This is a genomic window from Caulobacter sp. (genome assembly GCF_035254145.1).
Classification (GTDB): domain Bacteria; phylum Pseudomonadota; class Alphaproteobacteria; order Caulobacterales; family Caulobacteraceae; genus Caulobacter.
This window is the reverse complement of sequence record NZ_DATFAV010000335.1, coordinates 1-14,917: the sequence shown is the minus strand read 5'-3', so window position 1 is coordinate 14,917 and position 14,917 is coordinate 1. Positions and strand designations below refer to the sequence as shown.

General features: G+C 68.6%; 16 protein-coding genes. 10 read left to right on the top strand and 6 right to left on the bottom strand.

The window, feature by feature from the left end:
* The coding region (locus VJ655_RS20015; RefSeq protein WP_324114189.1) for a LysR substrate-binding domain-containing protein at nucleotides 1–189 on the top strand (189 nt) is incomplete at its 5' end.
* Between the two features lie 122 nt (nucleotides 190–311).
* Here VJ655_RS20015 and ubiA read toward each other — a convergent pair.
* Complete coding sequence (ubiA, locus tag VJ655_RS20010; protein WP_324114187.1) at nucleotides 312–1,253, bottom strand: 4-hydroxybenzoate octaprenyltransferase; 942 nt, start codon at nucleotides 1,251–1,253, stop codon at nucleotides 312–314.
* Nucleotides 1,254–1,410: 157 nt separating this feature from the next.
* Between ubiA and VJ655_RS20005 the strand changes: the two genes are divergently transcribed.
* From VJ655_RS20005 to VJ655_RS19990, 4 genes are all read left to right on the top strand, one after another.
* Nucleotides 1,411–2,865: a catalase gene (locus tag VJ655_RS20005; RefSeq protein WP_324114185.1), complete on the top strand. Its 1,455-nt coding sequence runs from the start codon at nucleotides 1,411–1,413 to the stop codon at nucleotides 2,863–2,865.
* Nucleotides 2,866–2,927: 62 nt separating this feature from the next.
* Entirely contained in the window at nucleotides 2,928–3,170 is a 243-nt protein-coding gene (locus tag VJ655_RS20000) for a hypothetical protein (protein ID WP_324114184.1), read from the top strand.
* A 69-nt stretch (nucleotides 3,171–3,239) separates the two neighbouring features.
* Nucleotides 3,240–3,524 carry a DUF454 family protein gene (locus tag VJ655_RS19995; RefSeq protein WP_324114182.1) on the top strand — a complete coding sequence of 95 codons (285 nt, stop codon included), beginning with the start codon at nucleotides 3,240–3,242 and terminating at the stop codon, nucleotides 3,522–3,524.
* A 29-nt stretch (nucleotides 3,525–3,553) separates the two neighbouring features.
* Complete coding sequence (locus VJ655_RS19990; protein ID WP_324114180.1) at nucleotides 3,554–5,347, top strand: ABC transporter ATP-binding protein; 1,794 nt, start codon at nucleotides 3,554–3,556, stop codon at nucleotides 5,345–5,347.
* Here the strand turns inward: VJ655_RS19990 and VJ655_RS19985 are convergent.
* The gene (locus VJ655_RS19985; protein WP_324114178.1) at nucleotides 5,328–7,136 is read right to left on the bottom strand and encodes a DUF4153 domain-containing protein; all 1,809 of its coding nucleotides are present in this window, start codon (nucleotides 7,134–7,136) and stop codon (nucleotides 5,328–5,330) included. The two genes, VJ655_RS19990 and VJ655_RS19985, sit on opposite strands and share 20 nt — an antisense overlap.
* A 140-nt stretch (nucleotides 7,137–7,276) precedes the next feature.
* On the opposite strand from VJ655_RS19985, the gene VJ655_RS19980 reads away from it, so the two are divergent.
* Nucleotides 7,277–7,699, top strand: coding sequence for an iron chaperone (locus VJ655_RS19980; protein ID WP_324114176.1), 423 nt, complete (start codon nucleotides 7,277–7,279; stop codon nucleotides 7,697–7,699).
* Here VJ655_RS19980 and VJ655_RS19975 read toward each other — a convergent pair.
* The gene (locus tag VJ655_RS19975) at nucleotides 7,696–8,142 is read right to left on the bottom strand and encodes a carboxymuconolactone decarboxylase family protein (RefSeq protein ID WP_324114174.1); all 447 of its coding nucleotides are present in this window, start codon (nucleotides 8,140–8,142) and stop codon (nucleotides 7,696–7,698) included. The genes VJ655_RS19980 and VJ655_RS19975 overlap by 4 nt on opposite strands.
* 88 nt (nucleotides 8,143–8,230) lie before the next feature.
* Nucleotides 8,231–8,992, bottom strand: a complete 762-nt coding sequence (gene ppk2, locus VJ655_RS19970; protein WP_324114172.1) for a polyphosphate kinase 2 — start codon at nucleotides 8,990–8,992, stop codon at nucleotides 8,231–8,233.
* 46 nt (nucleotides 8,993–9,038) lie between these two features.
* Between ppk2 and VJ655_RS19965 the strand changes: the two genes are divergently transcribed.
* Both VJ655_RS19965 and VJ655_RS19960 read left to right on the top strand, forming a co-directional pair.
* Nucleotides 9,039–9,755, top strand: coding sequence for a 16S rRNA (uracil(1498)-N(3))-methyltransferase (locus VJ655_RS19965; RefSeq protein ID WP_324114170.1), 717 nt, complete (start codon nucleotides 9,039–9,041; stop codon nucleotides 9,753–9,755).
* A gap of 149 nt (nucleotides 9,756–9,904) precedes the next feature.
* The gene (locus tag VJ655_RS19960) at nucleotides 9,905–11,266 is read left to right on the top strand and encodes a glutamate--cysteine ligase (RefSeq protein WP_324114168.1); all 1,362 of its coding nucleotides are present in this window, start codon (nucleotides 9,905–9,907) and stop codon (nucleotides 11,264–11,266) included.
* A gap of 7 nt (nucleotides 11,267–11,273) precedes the next feature.
* Here the strand turns inward: VJ655_RS19960 and VJ655_RS19955 are convergent, their stop codons facing one another.
* Both VJ655_RS19955 and VJ655_RS19950 read right to left on the bottom strand, forming a co-directional pair.
* A complete protein-coding gene (locus VJ655_RS19955) occupies nucleotides 11,274–11,417 on the bottom strand; it encodes a hypothetical protein (protein ID WP_324114166.1) in 144 nt (47 codons plus the stop codon).
* An 87-nt stretch (nucleotides 11,418–11,504) separates the two neighbouring features.
* Nucleotides 11,505–12,032 (bottom strand): DUF427 domain-containing protein, encoded by a 528-nt coding sequence (locus VJ655_RS19950; protein ID WP_324114164.1) that lies wholly within the window; start codon nucleotides 12,030–12,032, stop codon nucleotides 11,505–11,507.
* Between the two features lie 240 nt (nucleotides 12,033–12,272).
* On the opposite strand from VJ655_RS19950, the gene VJ655_RS19945 reads away from it, so the two are divergent.
* Both VJ655_RS19945 and VJ655_RS19940 read left to right on the top strand, forming a co-directional pair.
* Complete coding sequence (locus VJ655_RS19945; RefSeq protein WP_324114162.1) at nucleotides 12,273–14,141, top strand: oligopeptide:H+ symporter; 1,869 nt, start codon at nucleotides 12,273–12,275, stop codon at nucleotides 14,139–14,141.
* Between the two features lie 324 nt (nucleotides 14,142–14,465).
* Nucleotides 14,466–14,917 (top strand): GNAT family N-acetyltransferase (locus VJ655_RS19940; RefSeq protein WP_324114160.1); only part of this gene is annotated, 452 nt, incomplete at its 3' end.

Sequence of the window (14,917 nt, the reverse complement as noted above, 5' to 3'; positions counted from 1 at the left end):
ATCCTGGCGATGGAGTCCGATGTGCGAGACGATATCGAGGCCGGCCGCCTCGTCTCCGTGCTGGACGACTGGACACCGGCGCTGCCGCCCTTGAGCCTCTACTATCCGAGCCGGCGCAATCCGACCGCCGCGTTCAAGGCGTTCATCGACTTCGTACGTCGGCAAGGCGGACCGACGAGCGGCGGGTAGCTTCACCGAAGGCCTGGATCAGCGGTCGGCGGTCGATGGATTTACGGCCTGAAAGCAGACCGTCCACGGCTCCCGACATGGGTCGTAAGCGGTCAAGGGTGGGGCGAACGAATGTCGGACCTCTAGAACCGTACGCCCGGCGTCCACAGGCCCGCGACCAGGCCCGCGAAGATGATCAGGCCGGCGATGGCGTTGGACTTGAAGAGCTTCAACGCGCCGGGGCCGTCGTCCAGCCGCACGGCGGCGGCCTGGCGCGACAGGTGCACGGCGAAGGCGCCGGCGAAGGGCAGGAACAGCGGGCCGACGCCCCCGACCCAGCCGGCCGCGACCACCAGGCAGACCGAGACCGCGTAGAAGGCCACCACGCCGATCCGAACGCGCTGGCCCAGGCGCCGGGTCGAGGACTTGATGCCGGCCAGGGCGTCGTCCTCGATATCCTGGATCGCGTAGATCGTGTCGTAGCCCAGGGTCCAGAAGATCCCCGAGGCGTAGAGCAGGGCGGCCGACCATGACAGATGACCGACAGCGGCGGCGTAGCCCAAGAGGGCGCCCCAGTTGAAGGTCAGGCCCAGCCAGGCCTGCGGCCACCAGGTGATCCGCTTCATGAACGGATAGGCCGCCACCAGCCCCAGCGACAGCACCCCCAGCAGGATCGCCGTCCAGCCCAGGCAGACCAGGATCGCGAAGCTGACCAGGCTGCAGCCGACCAGGAACAGCCAGGCCTGCTTGACGGTGATCTGGCCGGCCGGGATCGGGCGCAGGGCCGTGCGGGCCACCTGGGCGTCGAAGTCGCGATCGACGATGTCGTTGAAGGCGCAGCCCGCCGCCCGCATCAGCGCCGCGCCGACGAAGACGGCGGCCAGCAGCAGGGGATTGGGCCAGCGGCCCTGCTCGGCGGCGGCCAGGGCGATCCCCTGCCAGCCGGGCAGCATCAGCAGCCAGATCCCCGCCGGCCGGTCGAAGCGGCCAAGCTTCAGCCATGGACGCAGGCGTTCTGGCGCGTGGCGGTCGACCCAGTTGGTCGCCATGGCGTCGGGCAGGATGGCGGTGGAGGGCGCGGGCATGGGCGAGGCTTAACCCGCAAACCTCGGCCACGGAAAGGGGCGAGGGCCATGGCGCGGCGGTTGATAGGTATTTTCGATCTCGCCGAGAAAAACGATCAATTGGATTTATGATCGTCAAGGGCTCAGGTTCACCTCACCAGATCCTGCGGAGGCAGCCATGACCAAGACGACCATGACGACGACGGCCGGCGCGCCGATCGCGGACAACCAGAACTCGATCAGCGCCGGCCCGCGCGGCCCACTGCTGATGCAGGACTACCAGCTGCTGGAAAAGCTGGCTCACCAGAACCGCGAGCGCATCCCCGAGCGGGTCGTCCACGCCAAGGGCTCGGCCGCCTACGGGACCCTGACGATCACTCACGACATCAGCCGCTGGACCAAGGCCAAGGCCTTGCAGCCGGGCGCCACGAGCGAGGTGCTGCTGCGCTTCTCCACCGTGGCCGGCGAGCGCGGCGCGGCCGACGCCGAGCGCGACGTGCGCGGCTTCGCCCTGAAGGTCTATAGCGAGGAGGGCAACTGGGACCTGGTGGGCAACAACACCCCGGTGTTCTTCATCCGCGACCCGCTGAAGTTCCCTGACTTCATCCGCACCCAGAAGCGTCACCCGGTGACCAACCTGCGCTCGCCCACGGCGATGTGGGACTTCTGGAGCCTCTCCCCCGAGAGCCTGCACCAGGTGACCACCCTGTTCAGCGACCGGGGCTTGCCCCAGGGCTTCCGGTTCATGCACGGCTTCGGCAGCCACGCCTACAGCTTCATCAACGCGGCCAATGAGCGCGTCTGGGTGAAGTTCCACTTCAAGTCCCAGCAGGGGATCAGGAACTGGACCAACGCCGAGGGCGCCGCGGTCATCGCCGAGGACCGCGAGAGCGCTCAGCGCGACCTGTTCGAGGCGATCGAGCGCGGCGACCATCCGCGCTGGACCTTCTGCGTGCAGATCATGACGGAGGCGCAGGCCGAGCGGACGTCCTACAACCCGTTCGACCTGACCAAGGTCTGGCCGCATGCCGAATTCCCCCTGATCGAGGTTGGGGTGCTGGAGCTGAACCGCAATCCGGACAACTACTTCGCCGAGGTCGAGCAGAGTTCGTTCTCGCCGTCGAACATCGTGCCGGGGATCGGCTTCTCGCCTGACAAGGTGCTGCAGGCGCGGATCTTCGCCTATGCCGACGCGCACCGCTATCGGATCGGCACGCACTACGAGGCCTTGCCGGTCAACCGCCCGCGCTGCCCGGTGAACCACTACCACGCCGACGGCGCCATGCGGTTCGACAGTCCGCCGCGCACCGACGCCTGGTACGAGCCCAACAGCTTCGGCGGGCCGGTCGAGGATCCGTCCGTGGCCGAGCCGCCGCTGCCGATCCACGGCGACGCCGACCGGTTCGATCACCGCGCGGGCAATGACGACTACAGCCAGCCCGGCGCCCTGTTCCGCCTGATGAGCCCCGACCAGCAACGCCAGCTGTTCGACAACATCGCCGCGGCCATGCGGGGCGTGCCCGAGGCGATCATCAAGCGCCAGCTGGTCCACTTCCACCGCGCCGATCCGGCCTACGCCGCCGGCGTGGCCCAGCGCGTCGGCGTCTCGTTCGACGCCATCGCCGCCGAATAGCACGTCGGCCGGGAGGGGCGGTCCCCATGGTCCTCCCGGCCATCGTTCAAGGAGTATCCGCCATGACCACCGCCGCTCTGCGCATATCGGGATGGAGCCTGCTGCTGGCCGGCGGCGCGGCCGGTGTCGCGCTGCCGCACCCGGTCACCACCGCCCTGTGGACCGCCGCGGCGCGGCTGTTCGCGCGAGCCGGCGACAAGCGCATGGTCGCCCGCCTGACCTCGGCGACCAAGTTCGGGTCTCGCATCCGGCGGGGCCTCGCCAAAAGCCGCGGCGTCTCGACCTTGCGCCTGCGCCACGCTTAAGGGTTCGCGATGTTGCGAGCGGCTCTCAATCCTCTCGACAGCGGGATCGCCGGGCGCGAGGATCGCCGCATGGCTCCCGCCGCCCCGGATCGAAAATCGCGCCGTCGTCGCCTTACCCGCGCCGAGCGCTGGGCGCTGGACGGCCTGGGCGGGGTGCTGGTCGCCACCGGCGCGGTCGGCGTCGTCACGCCGGGCCTGCCGACCACGGTGTTCTGGATCGGCGCGGTGGTCTGCTTCCTGAAGACCCGTCCGCACGCCGTGCGGCCGCTGCTGCGCACGCCCGTCGTCGGCCCGGCGATCCGCGGCTTCCTGCGCTGGCGGCCGTTCGGCGAGCGAAAACGCCCCTCCCGCTGATCGCCGCGAGGGCCTATGTAGCCCTCGCCATGACCGACGTCCCTGAGGATCAAGACGAAATCGGCGCCCGCAAGCGCGCGCTGTCGAACCGGGAGGTGCTGGGCTTCGTCGCCCGCTTCTGGAAGCGCCGGCCCGTGCTGTTCGGCTTCGGCGTCGGATTGACCCTGGTGGCGGTCGCCTTCGACCTGGCCCTGCCCTACGCCTCGGGACACCTGGTCGACACCGTGGCCAGCAAGCCGCGTGGCGACGCCGGCGCCTGGTCGGCCCTGGCCGTCTTCGTCGGCGTCTATTTCGCCTTCGCCGTGGTGCGCAACATCGCCCACAGGTTCTGGATTCCTCTGGCGGCCCGGAACATGGAGGAGATGACCAACGAGGGCTTCGCCAAGGTGCAGGCCTTCTCGTCGGACTGGCACGCCGACAGCTTCGCGGGCGCCACCGTGCGCAAGCTGACCCGGGCCATGTGGGGCTATGACAGCGTCACCGACGCGGTGACCATCTGGCTGGGACCGGGGATCATCGTGCTGGTCGGCCTGTCGATCGCCATGCTGATCCGCCAGCCGCTGGCCGGGACCATCTCCCTGGTCGTCGTCGTGGCCTATCTGTCGGTGAATCTATGGATCACCGAGCGCTACGTGCGGCCCAGCAACCTGCGCTCCAACGCGCTGGACTCCCAGATCGGCGGAGCCCTGGCCGATGCGGTGACGTCCAACCCGACCGTCAAGAGCTTCGGCGCCGAGGCCCGCGAGGCCCAGCGTCTGGCGCAGGTGACCGCCGCCTGGCGCGACGCGGTGATGGTGACCTGGAGCCGTTTCACCGACGTGTGGCTGGGCCAGAACCTGTTGCTCGTCGTGCTGCAAGCCGGCCTGACCGGCGCGATGGTCTGGGGATGGGCCAAGGGCACGGCCTCGCCCGGCGACGTCGCCTTCGCCATCACCGCCTTCATGCTGATGAGCGGCTATCTGCGGAACCTGGGCGAGAACATCCGCATGCTGCAGAAGGGCATCGACGACACCGAGGACGTGGCGGCCTGGACCCGTCTTTCGCCGCAGATCGCCGACGCCCCCGGCGCGCCCGATTTCCAACCCGGACCCGGCGCGATCGAATTCCGAAGCGTGACCTTCCGCTACAAGGCGGCCGGCGCGCCGCTTTACGACCACTTCTCGCTGAAGATCGCGCCCGGCGAACGCGTGGCCCTGGTCGGTCCGACGGGCTCGGGCAAGTCGACCTTCGTCAAGCTGGTCCAGCGCCTGCACGACCTGCAGGACGGCGCGATCGTCATCGACGGCCAGGACGTCTCGAAGGTGACCCAAACCTCCCTGCGCCGCGCCATCGCCGTGGTGCCGCAGGATCCCGCCCTGTTCCACAGGTCCCTCTTCGAGAACATCGCCTACGCCAAGCCCGGCGCCACGCGCGAGGAGGTCGAGGCCGCCGCGAAGAAGGCGCGCGCCCATGACTTCATCCTGCGCCTGCCCAACGGCTACGACACCCTGGTCGGCGAGCGGGGCGTCAAGCTGTCGGGCGGCGAGCGCCAGCGCGTGGCCATCGCCCGCGCCTTCCTGGCCGACGCCCCGATCCTTGTCCTGGACGAGGCGACCTCGTCGCTGGACGTCGAGACGGAGGGCCAGGTCCAGGCCGCCGCCGAGGCGCTGATGGAGGGGCGCACCACGATCGTCATCGCCCACCGCCTGTCGACCGTGCGCGGCGCCGACCGCATCCTGGTCTTCGACAAGGGCCGCGTGGTCGAGGAAGGCCGCCACGCCGAGCTGACCGCCAAGGGCGGGGTCTATGCGCGGCTGAACGCGATCAGCGCGGGGGTGGGCTAAGCTCAGGGACGTCCGGATCGGGCGCGGCCGGAGCGCCGGGGCGATGCGGGCAACCCTCCTGAACCGGCGTTAGCGCCAGGGCGTGCCCGCCGATGATGAGGTCGCGCCGGGGCTCCGGCGGACCCATTCGCGCGGCGCCGGCCTTGAGGTTCGACTGGAGATCGCCGACCCAGCAGTAGGAGGTGGTGCGGGCCACGCGGCGCCAGCCGTCGGCGGAGAGCTTGTAGACATCCAGGACGCCGCCCGATCCCAGCAGGACCTCATTCGCGCCGTCGGCGTCCACATCGATCAGCACCGCGTAGCACCCGACGCCGGAACCGTCGCATCGTCCCCGCGCCGGGAGGTTCGCATCCTGGTTCAGGAACGTCTCCGGCAGTTTCGAGCCCTTTGGGTAGACGGTGATCGTCGAATAGTCGGGCTTGTCGTTCGGCCGGATCGGCGGGAGGGGGCGGAACGCCTCGACCTTCACCTCGCGGGCGCGCCGCGCGACGAGTGGGTTCGGGTTAGCCTTCAGCCCTTCCAGCGCCTCGCGGCCATAGCGACCACTGTCGAAACGCAGGAAGCGGAAGTCGAACTTCTCGGCCGGGACCTTGCCCGACTCCAGCCGCTCGACCTGGCTTCCCACCGACAGACGCGCCGGGTCGGCGATGGGCGTGAAGAGGGCGATCAGCAGACCCACCGAGACGGCGGCCATGATCAGGTTGGTCGGCTCCAGCGGTTTCATCCAGGCGCCGGGCCGGGTGGCGGCGAGCGTGTAGCCGATCGTGAAGCCCACGGCGACGATCAGATAGGTCGTGGCCAGCACCCGGTCGGGCGTCAGCCCGTACTGGTGGATCCGCAGCCACAGGGCGTAGGCCGTCAGGGTCACGATCGGAATCAGCAGCAGGCTGGCGGCGCGCGCCGCCCAGCGCAGGATCGGGTTGGGCGGCTCGAGGCCGTCCTGATAGGCGGCGTTGATCAGGATGATCAGGGCGGCCGCCGCCGACAGCAGCAGGGACGCCGCGGCCTTGGTGCTCCACAGCGGCGCCAGGCCCGTGAAGGGCAGGCTGGCCAGGAAGCCGCCGGCGATCACCACCATCAGCGGCAACAGCCAGGCCAGCAGCACCAGGCCCACGGTCCGCACGCCGCGCACCAGCCCCGCCCGCGCCTCGGTTAGCTGGACGGCCATGTGGACGGCGGCGGCGAACATCAGGCCGGTGGCCGGGAAGGCGAAGGCGGTCTCGCCGATCAGCTTCTGGATGGCCTGGATGCCGATCAGCTTGAAGAGGGCCGCGGCCAGAAACAGCAGCAGCCAGAAGGCGCCGGTGAAGGCCAGCGACAGGAACAGGCGGACGACGTTGGTCCCGACCAGGTCGAAATAATCGGCATAGGGCGCGACGGGCTTGCCCGCCGCCTCGGCCGGCTGGACCAGGTGGTGGGCGATGAACAGCAGGGCCGCCACGGCGATGAACACCGGCGGCGACAGAGGGCCCGCGCCCAGTCGGTCGGGCTGGGCCCCGGCCCAGGCCGCGTGGATGGCCATGATCGCGGCCAAGGCCGCCGCCACCGCGCTCCAGGCGATCAGGGCGTTTCGCCGTATGGCCGAAAGCGCGGCCAGCGGGATCAGGGGAACCATCAGGGCGCAGACCAGCAGCGGCGCATAGAGCATCGGCTGCGTCGCCGGCCAGGTCTTGGCCTCGTCGACCTTCTGCAGCAGGAACAGCACGATCCCCTGCGCCAGGCCGATCGCCAGCCGGGTCAGGGCGGTGGTCCGGGCCGTCCTGGCGTCCGTCGCGTCTGTGGCGTCCATTGGCGGGAAGGCTCCTCAATCTGGCGGCCAAACCACCACGCCAGACGCGGCTTGTGAAGTCGCGCGCGGGCGATGTCGGAAGCGGGGGCTTCCAGACGTCCTTGATTCGCGACCCAAGGACCGCGCTGGAGATCCGACCGATGATGAAGCCGTCCGCCGCCTCGATCGACGCCTATCTGGCCAAGCTGCCGCCCGACCAACGCCAAGCGCTGGAGCGCCTGCGTGGCCAGATCCGCACGCTCGCGCCCCAGGCGGAGGAGGCGATCCGCTATGGCCTGCCGACCTTTCGGCTGAACGGCAATCTGGTGCATTTCGGCGCGGCGGCGAAACACTGCGCCTTCTATCCCGGGGCGGTCATCGACGCGTTCGCCGATCGGCTGAAGGGCTTCGAGACCGCCAAAGGCACGATCCGCTTCCAGCCCGACGCGCCCTTGCCGCCGGACCTCGTCGCCGACATCGTCCGCCACCGCATCGCCCAGAACCTGGAGATCGCCGCCAAGCGCGCGGCGCGACGAGGTCGGCGGGACGCACCGCCAAGCGCGGCGCATCCCGGCGGCGGCTAGGCCTTTGCGGCGACCGGCAGGCGGAACGGCGCGCCCAGACGGTTGAAGGCGTTCATCGCTGCGATCGTAATGGTGAGATCCACCAAGGCCTTCGGCGTGAAAGCCGCGGCGGCGGCCGCATAGGCCTCGTCCGAGGCGTGGGTCTCGCTGACGCGGGTCACTTCCTCGGCCCAGGCCAGGGCGGCGCGCTCCTGGTCCGAGAAGAGGTGCGGAACCTCGTCCCACACCGGGACCAGCACGAGCTTGTCGACGGACATGGTCTTGAGCAGGTCGCGGCTGTGCAGGTCGATGCAGTGGGCGCAGCCGTTGATCTGCGAGACCCGCAGGAACACCAGGTGGATCAGCTCCGCCGGCAGGCTGCCGGCCGTGGTGACGTAGTGGTGGACCCCGAACAGCGCTTTCGCACCTTCGGGGGCGACCTCGGACCAATTCAAGCGAGTCATCTTCGTCTCTCCTCTCTGCGCCTACAGGCGTCGAGGATGAGACGAAGCGCACCGGGCCGATGTGACGTCGGCGCTGAAACTTTTCGCGCTAGCGCGCCAGCCGCCCGTCCTCCAGGGCGCTGGGCTCGAACGAGAAGATGACCTCCGGATCGGGCTTGGCCACGACCTTGGCGATCTTCTTGTCGCCCGCGGCGTGCAGCAGCCAGCGGATGACGTTGAGCCGGGCGGCCTTCTTGTGGTCGGCGCGGACGCAAATCCAGGGCGCGACGTCGCTGTGGGTGCGCATCAGCATCTCGTCGCGGGCCTTGGTGTAGTCGTCCCACTTCTCCTCGGCGACCTTGTCGAGGTCGCTGGTCTTGAACGCCTTCAAGGGATCCTCGCGACGGGCCTTCAGGCGCTTGGCCTGCTCCTCGCGGCTGATGTCGAGCCAGAATTTGACGTAGCGCGTGTCGTTCTCGACCAGCATCCGCTCGAAGGCCGGCACGTCGCGCAGGAACTGCTCCTGCTGCTCGGGCGTCGAAAAGGCCATCACCCGCTCGACCCCGGCGCGGTTGTACCAGGAGCGGTTGAACAGCACCGCCTCGCCGCAGGCCGGCAGATATTCGACATAGCGCTGGAAGTACCATTCGCTGCGCTCGCGGTCGGTGGGCTTGGGCAGGGCCACGACGGTGGTGGCGCGCTTGGACAGGTGCTCGACGATCCGGGTGATGGCGCCGTCCTTACCGGCGGCGTCGCGGCCCTCGAAGACGGCCAGGATCTTCCAACCCTCCTTGATCGCCTTCTTCTGCATGTCGATCAGGGCCAGCTGCAGCTGGGCGAGTTCGTTCTCATAGTCGTCGGACTTGCTCATTCGGTCAGCCTACCCCCGGAAACCAGAGTTGCGCTAGAAGGACGAAATGATCCGCCTCTTCGTTCCCAACGATCTCTCCGCCGGCGCCGGCGTCGCGCCCACCGTCGATCAGTCGCGCTACCTGACCTCGGTCATGCGCCTGTCGGTCGGCGACGAACTGCTGCTGTTCAACGGCCGCGACGGCGAGTGGCGCGCGACCATCGTCGAGGCGACCAAGCGCGGCTGCCTGCTGAAGGCCGAGGCCCAGACCCGACCGATGGCGAGCGGGCCGGACCTTGATCTGATCGTCGCCATGGTCAAGCGCGGGCGGGTGGAGACCATCGTCGAGAAGGCCGCCGAGCTGGGCGCGCGCAGGGTGCGGCTGACCGTGACCCGCAGGACGAATGTCGACTTCGTCAAGCTGGGGCGGCTGGACGCCATCGCCATGGAGGCCGCCGAACAGACCGGCCGCCTGGACGTGCCGGAGATTCTGGACCCCGAGAAGCTGGACAAGATTCTGGATGGCTGGGATCCCGCCCGGCGCCTGGTGTTCTGCGACGAGGGCGGCGACGCTCGGCCCGCGATCGAGGCGCTGGCCGGAACCGGCGCGCCGGCCGCGATCCTGATCGGTCCCGAGGGCGGCTTTGCTCCGGAGGAACGCGAGCGCCTGCGGGGGCTTTCGTTCGTCACGCCGGTGTCGCTTGGCCCCCGCATCCTGCGCGCCGACACGGCCGCGATCTCGGCCATGACCCTGTGGCAGGCGGCGGCTGGGGACTGGCGTTAGCGCGCCGAAGATCATTTATGCTCAAGGCTGCCCCTTGAGGTTCGCAAAGAAAACGCCCAACTGGGCGTGACCGAGTAGTATCGCCGGCGGCGGAGAGAATGGGCCCTCTCCTCCCTCAGCATCGCAACCCCTGGGGAGGGACGGCTTGCATGGCCGACACCGCTAGCGTCCAAGAGCGTCCGCTGACGCTCGCCGATCTGACCGAATATTTCGCCCAGGGCAGCAAGCCCAAGGAGGCCTTCCGCGTGGGGGCCGAGCACGAGAAGTTCGGCTTCTACCTGGGCTCGCACCAACCCGTGCCCTACGAGGGCGAAAAGGGCGTCCACGCCCTGCTGGTCGGCCTGCAGCGCTTCGGCTGGAAGCCGGTCATGGAAGGTCCGACGATCATCGGCCTGGAGCGCAACGGCGCCAATGTCAGCCTGGAGCCGGGCGGCCAGTTCGAGCTGTCGGGCGCGCCCTTGGCGACCATGCACGACATCTGCGACGAGACCGGCCAGCACCTGGACGAGGTCAAGACCGTCGCCGACGAGCTGGGCCTGGGCTTCATGGGTCTGGGCTTCTCGCCGCTGTGGAAGCGCGAGGAGGTGCCGGTGATGCCCAAGGGCCGGTACGTGATCATGCGCAACTACATGCCCAAGGTCGGCAAGCTGGGCCTCGACATGATGCTGCGCACCTGCACGGTGCAGGCCAATCTCGACTTCTCCAGCGAAGCCGACATGGCCGCCAAGTTCCGCATGAGCCTGGCCCTGCAGCCGATCGCCACGGCCCTGTTCGCCAATTCTCCGTTCACCGAAGGCAAGCCGAACGGCTTCCTGTCGGCCCGCGCCAACGTCTGGACCGACACCGATCCCAATCGCACGGGCCTGCTCGATTTCGTGTTCAAGGACGGCTTCGATTTCGAGCGTTACGCCCGCTACGCGCTGGATGTGCCGATGTACTTCGTCAAGCGCGGCGACAGGTACATCGACGTCGCCGGCCGGTCCTTCCGCGACTTCATCGAGGGCAAGCTGCCCGAGCTGCCGGGCGAGATCGCCACCATGAAGGACTGGGCCGACCACACGACCACGGCCTTCCCCGAAGTGCGGCTGAAGACCTATCTGGAGATGCGCGGCGCCGACGCCGGGCCCTGGAGCCGCCTCTGCGCCCTACCGGCCCTGTGGACCGGCGTCTTCTACGACGACGCGGCCCTGGCCGCGGCCTGGGACCTCTGCAAGCACTGGACGATCGAGGATCGCGAGGGCCTGCGCCGCGACGTGCCGAAGCTGGGCCTCAAGGCCAAGGTCGCCGGCCGCACGGTCCAGGACGTGGCCAAGGACTTCGTGACCATCGCCAAGTCCGGCCTGAAGAACCGCGCCCGGCTGAATGGCGGCTTCCTGGACGAGACCATCTATCTGGGCGAGCTGGAGCAGATCGCCGACAGCGGGATCACCCCGGCCGAGCGCCTGCTGGCCCTCTACGAGGGCGAGTGGAAGGGCGATATCAGCCGGGTGTTCACCGACTGCGCCTACTGACGGAACTCTAGAAGATCGCCCGTGCGGCGGCGAAGATCGTCGCCCACGAGCCGACCGCGAACGCCAAGGCGAACAGCCGGCCCCAGGCGAGGCGAGAACGTTGCGTCGTTGCGTGAACGGCGGCCGCCCGATCGTACGAGACAAAGGCCATGGTTTCCTCCGCGCCCCTCTGACGGGAGCTAGACCATAGGGTCACGCTCCCAGCGGTTAACGCGGGCTTAAGCCCGGCTGGCTGCGACTATATGGCGCCGACGCCCGTGTAGAGCTGGTCGACGTCGCGCTCGACCCGGTCCGGATCGGGCGTGTCGACATTCGGCGGCCACTTGGCGGCCTGGCTGTTTCCCGAGCCGCTGTCGGTATGCAGAACCACCTCGTCGACGTCCCTCGCCTCGGTCTCGGCGGGGCTGAGGTCGCCGACCTGGAACTCGACGTGTTCGGGATAGAAGGCCAGGCGGCCGCTGATGGCGGCGACGGCGGCGTAGGGATCCTCGTACGACCAGACGGCGCTCTCGATGATCTGCCGGTCGCGATAGATGGTGAAGTACGAGGCGTCGCCCTTATAGGGGCAGTGGGTCACCTTGTCGGTCCGCCGGAGGAACTCCATGCGCACGTCGTCGCGCGGGAAATAGTAGACAGGCGGGTAATTGGCCTCCCGCAGCACCAGCACGTTGTCGCTGTCGGCGATCTCGTGGCCTTCGAACAGCACGCGCACCACGCCGGACGCGCGCTCGATCGAGATCGGGTGGCTTTCGTCGGGGATCTTCATTTTCGGCTCCCGGAATTGAAAGGTTCGCAGCATCAACGCGCGAGGGCGCGGCCAAGCTTCCCGCGGCGACATCGAAGCCGCTCGTCCGGCAAGCCGTTGCTTGTGAAACGGCCGCCCGCGTGATCTTCTCCCCGCCACCTGGGGTCCGCGAGGGCGATTTGACCTGGACCGCGTCGGGGGATGCGGCGGGTCGGTCCGCGCGGCTCGTCCCGTCTTTAGAAGCTTGGGCAAGGCCTTCGTATGAACATCGTCATCGCCGCGGGCGTCCTGATCACGCTCGTGACCGGGATTCCTGTTCTCATTCAACTGCTCAGGGGCCATCCGCGCGGCCTGATCATCTGCTTCCTGGCCGAGATGTGGGAGCGCTTTTCCTACTACGGCATGCGGGGCCTGCTGATCTTCTACCTGACCCAGCACTTCCTGTTCGATTCGAAGGTCGCCAGCGGCCACTACGGCTCCTACACTTCGCTGGTCTATATCGTGCCGCTGCTGGGCGGCTTCCTGGCCGACCGCTACCTGGGCACCCGCAAGGCCGTGGCGTTCGGCGCCCTGTTGCTGGTCGCCGGCCATCTGGCCATGGCCGTCGAGGGCAAGCCGGCCGTCCAGACCCTGACCTATGGCGGCCACGTCTACGAGTTCCAGGCGCAAGGCCGCGGCGACGCGCGCGTGGCCAAGATGATCGTGGCCGGCAAGCCCTACGACGTCACCGCCACCGAGGCCGGCGACTTCGCCGTGAAGGGCCTGCCCGCCGACGCCGGTCTTCCCGCCGTGCTGCCCAAGGGCCAGTACAAGCTGGACGTCACGGGCCGCGATCCTCTGTACCTGAACATCTTCTGGCTGGCCCTGTCGCTGATCATCGTCGGCGTGGGCTTCATGAAGGCCAACGCCGCCTCGCTGGTCGGCCAGCTCTATCCCCAGGGGGACCCGCGCCGCGATCCGGGCTTCACCCTCTACTACTACGGCATCAACCTGGGCTCGTTCTGGGCCGCCATCCTGTGCGGCGTGCTGGGCGTCAATGTCGGCTGGTGGGCGGGCTTTGGCGCGGCGGGCCTGGGCATGCTGGCCGGCTACGTCATCTTCGTGCTGGGCAAGCCCTGGCTGCTGGGTCACGGCGAGCCGCCCGAACCGGAGAAGCTGAAGGAGAAGGTCGCTGGTCCGATCACCCGCGAGACGGTGATCTACGCAATCTCGTGCCTGGCCGTGGCGGCGGTGTTCCTGCTGGTCCAGCATACGCCCGTCGTCAGCGTGGCCCTGATCGCCGGCATGTTCGGCTCGCTGGGCTACATCCTGTGGCTGGCCTTCGCCAAGTGCGAGAAGGTCGAGCGCGAGCGCCTGCTGCTGGCCACGGTGCTGGTGCTGGGCGCGGTGGTGTTCTGGACGCTGTTCGAACAGGCGGGCTCGTCCCTGAACCTGTTCGCCGCCACCAACGTCAATCTCAAGCTGCTGTCCAAGCCGGTCGAGTGGTTCGGCGGGGCGGTGGTGCTCGGCTCGCCCGAGCAGCTGACCGCCGCCGGAATCTCGACCGCGGGCAAGCTGTGGGTCAATACGGCCTTCAACGCCGCCCAGACCCAGGCCATCAACGCCGGCTGGATCCTGATCTTCGCCCCGGTCTTCGCCGCGCTCTGGACGGTGCTGACGGCGCGGCGGATCAACCCGAACCCGGTGATCAAGTTCGGCCTGTCGCTGATCCAGGTGGGCGCCGGCTTCCTGATACTGCTCGTCGGGGCCCAGTTCGCCGACGGGGCGTTCAAGATGCCGCTGATCTTCCTGGTGCTGATGTACATGCTGCACACCACCGGCGAGATGTGCATGTCGCCCGTCGGCCTGTCGCAGATGACCAAGCTGTCGCCGGCCCACGTGGTCTCGTTCGTGATGGCCGTCTGGTACATGGCTCTGGCCATGGCCAATCTGTTCGGCGGCTGGATCGCGGGGATCGCCTCGACCGAGACCATCGGCGGCCAGGTGCTCGACCCGGCCGCGGCCATGACCCAGTCGCTGATGGTGTTCAAGGTGATCGGCCTGGCGGCCATCGCGATCGGCGTGCTGTTCCTGGCCCTGTCGCCGGTCCTGAAGACGTGGTCGCACGGCGCCGACGACGTCACCGCCTGACCCTGACGAACGAAGGGCCCCGGCGACGATCCGGGGCCCTTCTCGAGACGTGGAGGGGCCACGTCCCTACTCCAGGTGGGAACGGCCCTCGCGATGGCTCAAATCGCAAAGGCCGCTTTCCGCTCCTACCCGAAGCCCGTGCGCGCGGCCGGGGGCGGCCACGCGAATCTCAAGGTCCGGCGGTCGAGTTAGCCGACATGGATGCGACTATTGTGACGGTCGCCGAACCTGTGGACAGCGTGAGCCGGCGAGGCGCGCGGGGAAAGTTACAAGCCTGAAAGCTGGATTAAACCTTCGACAGGTTTCCGGGCGACGGAGAGGAACATGGACGAACGGACGGCGACGCTGGCGGTCGCGGATCTGGCGGGGCCGGACGGCGAGGCGCTGCTGGCCCTCAACAACGACCACGCCGTGGAGCTGTCCTGGCTGGCGCCTGAAAGGCTGATCCGCCTGGTCTCCGAAGCCTTCGTGGCGCGGCGGGCGGGGGTCGCCGACGCCTTGCTGCTGGCCTTCGACCAGGACGCCGACTACGACAGCGTCAACTTCCTGTGGTTCCGGGAGCGTTTTCCGCGCTTCGTCTATGTCGATCGGGTGGTGGTGTCGGACGCCGCGCGGGGCAGGGGCCTGGCGCGGCGGCTCTATAACGATCTCTTCGCCGCGGCCCGCGCGGCCGGCCACGCGCGGATCGTCTGCGAGGTCAATTCCGATCCGCCCAACCCGGCCTCGGACGCCTTCCACGCGGCGCTGGGCTTCGCGCCCGTCGGGACGGCCGAAAT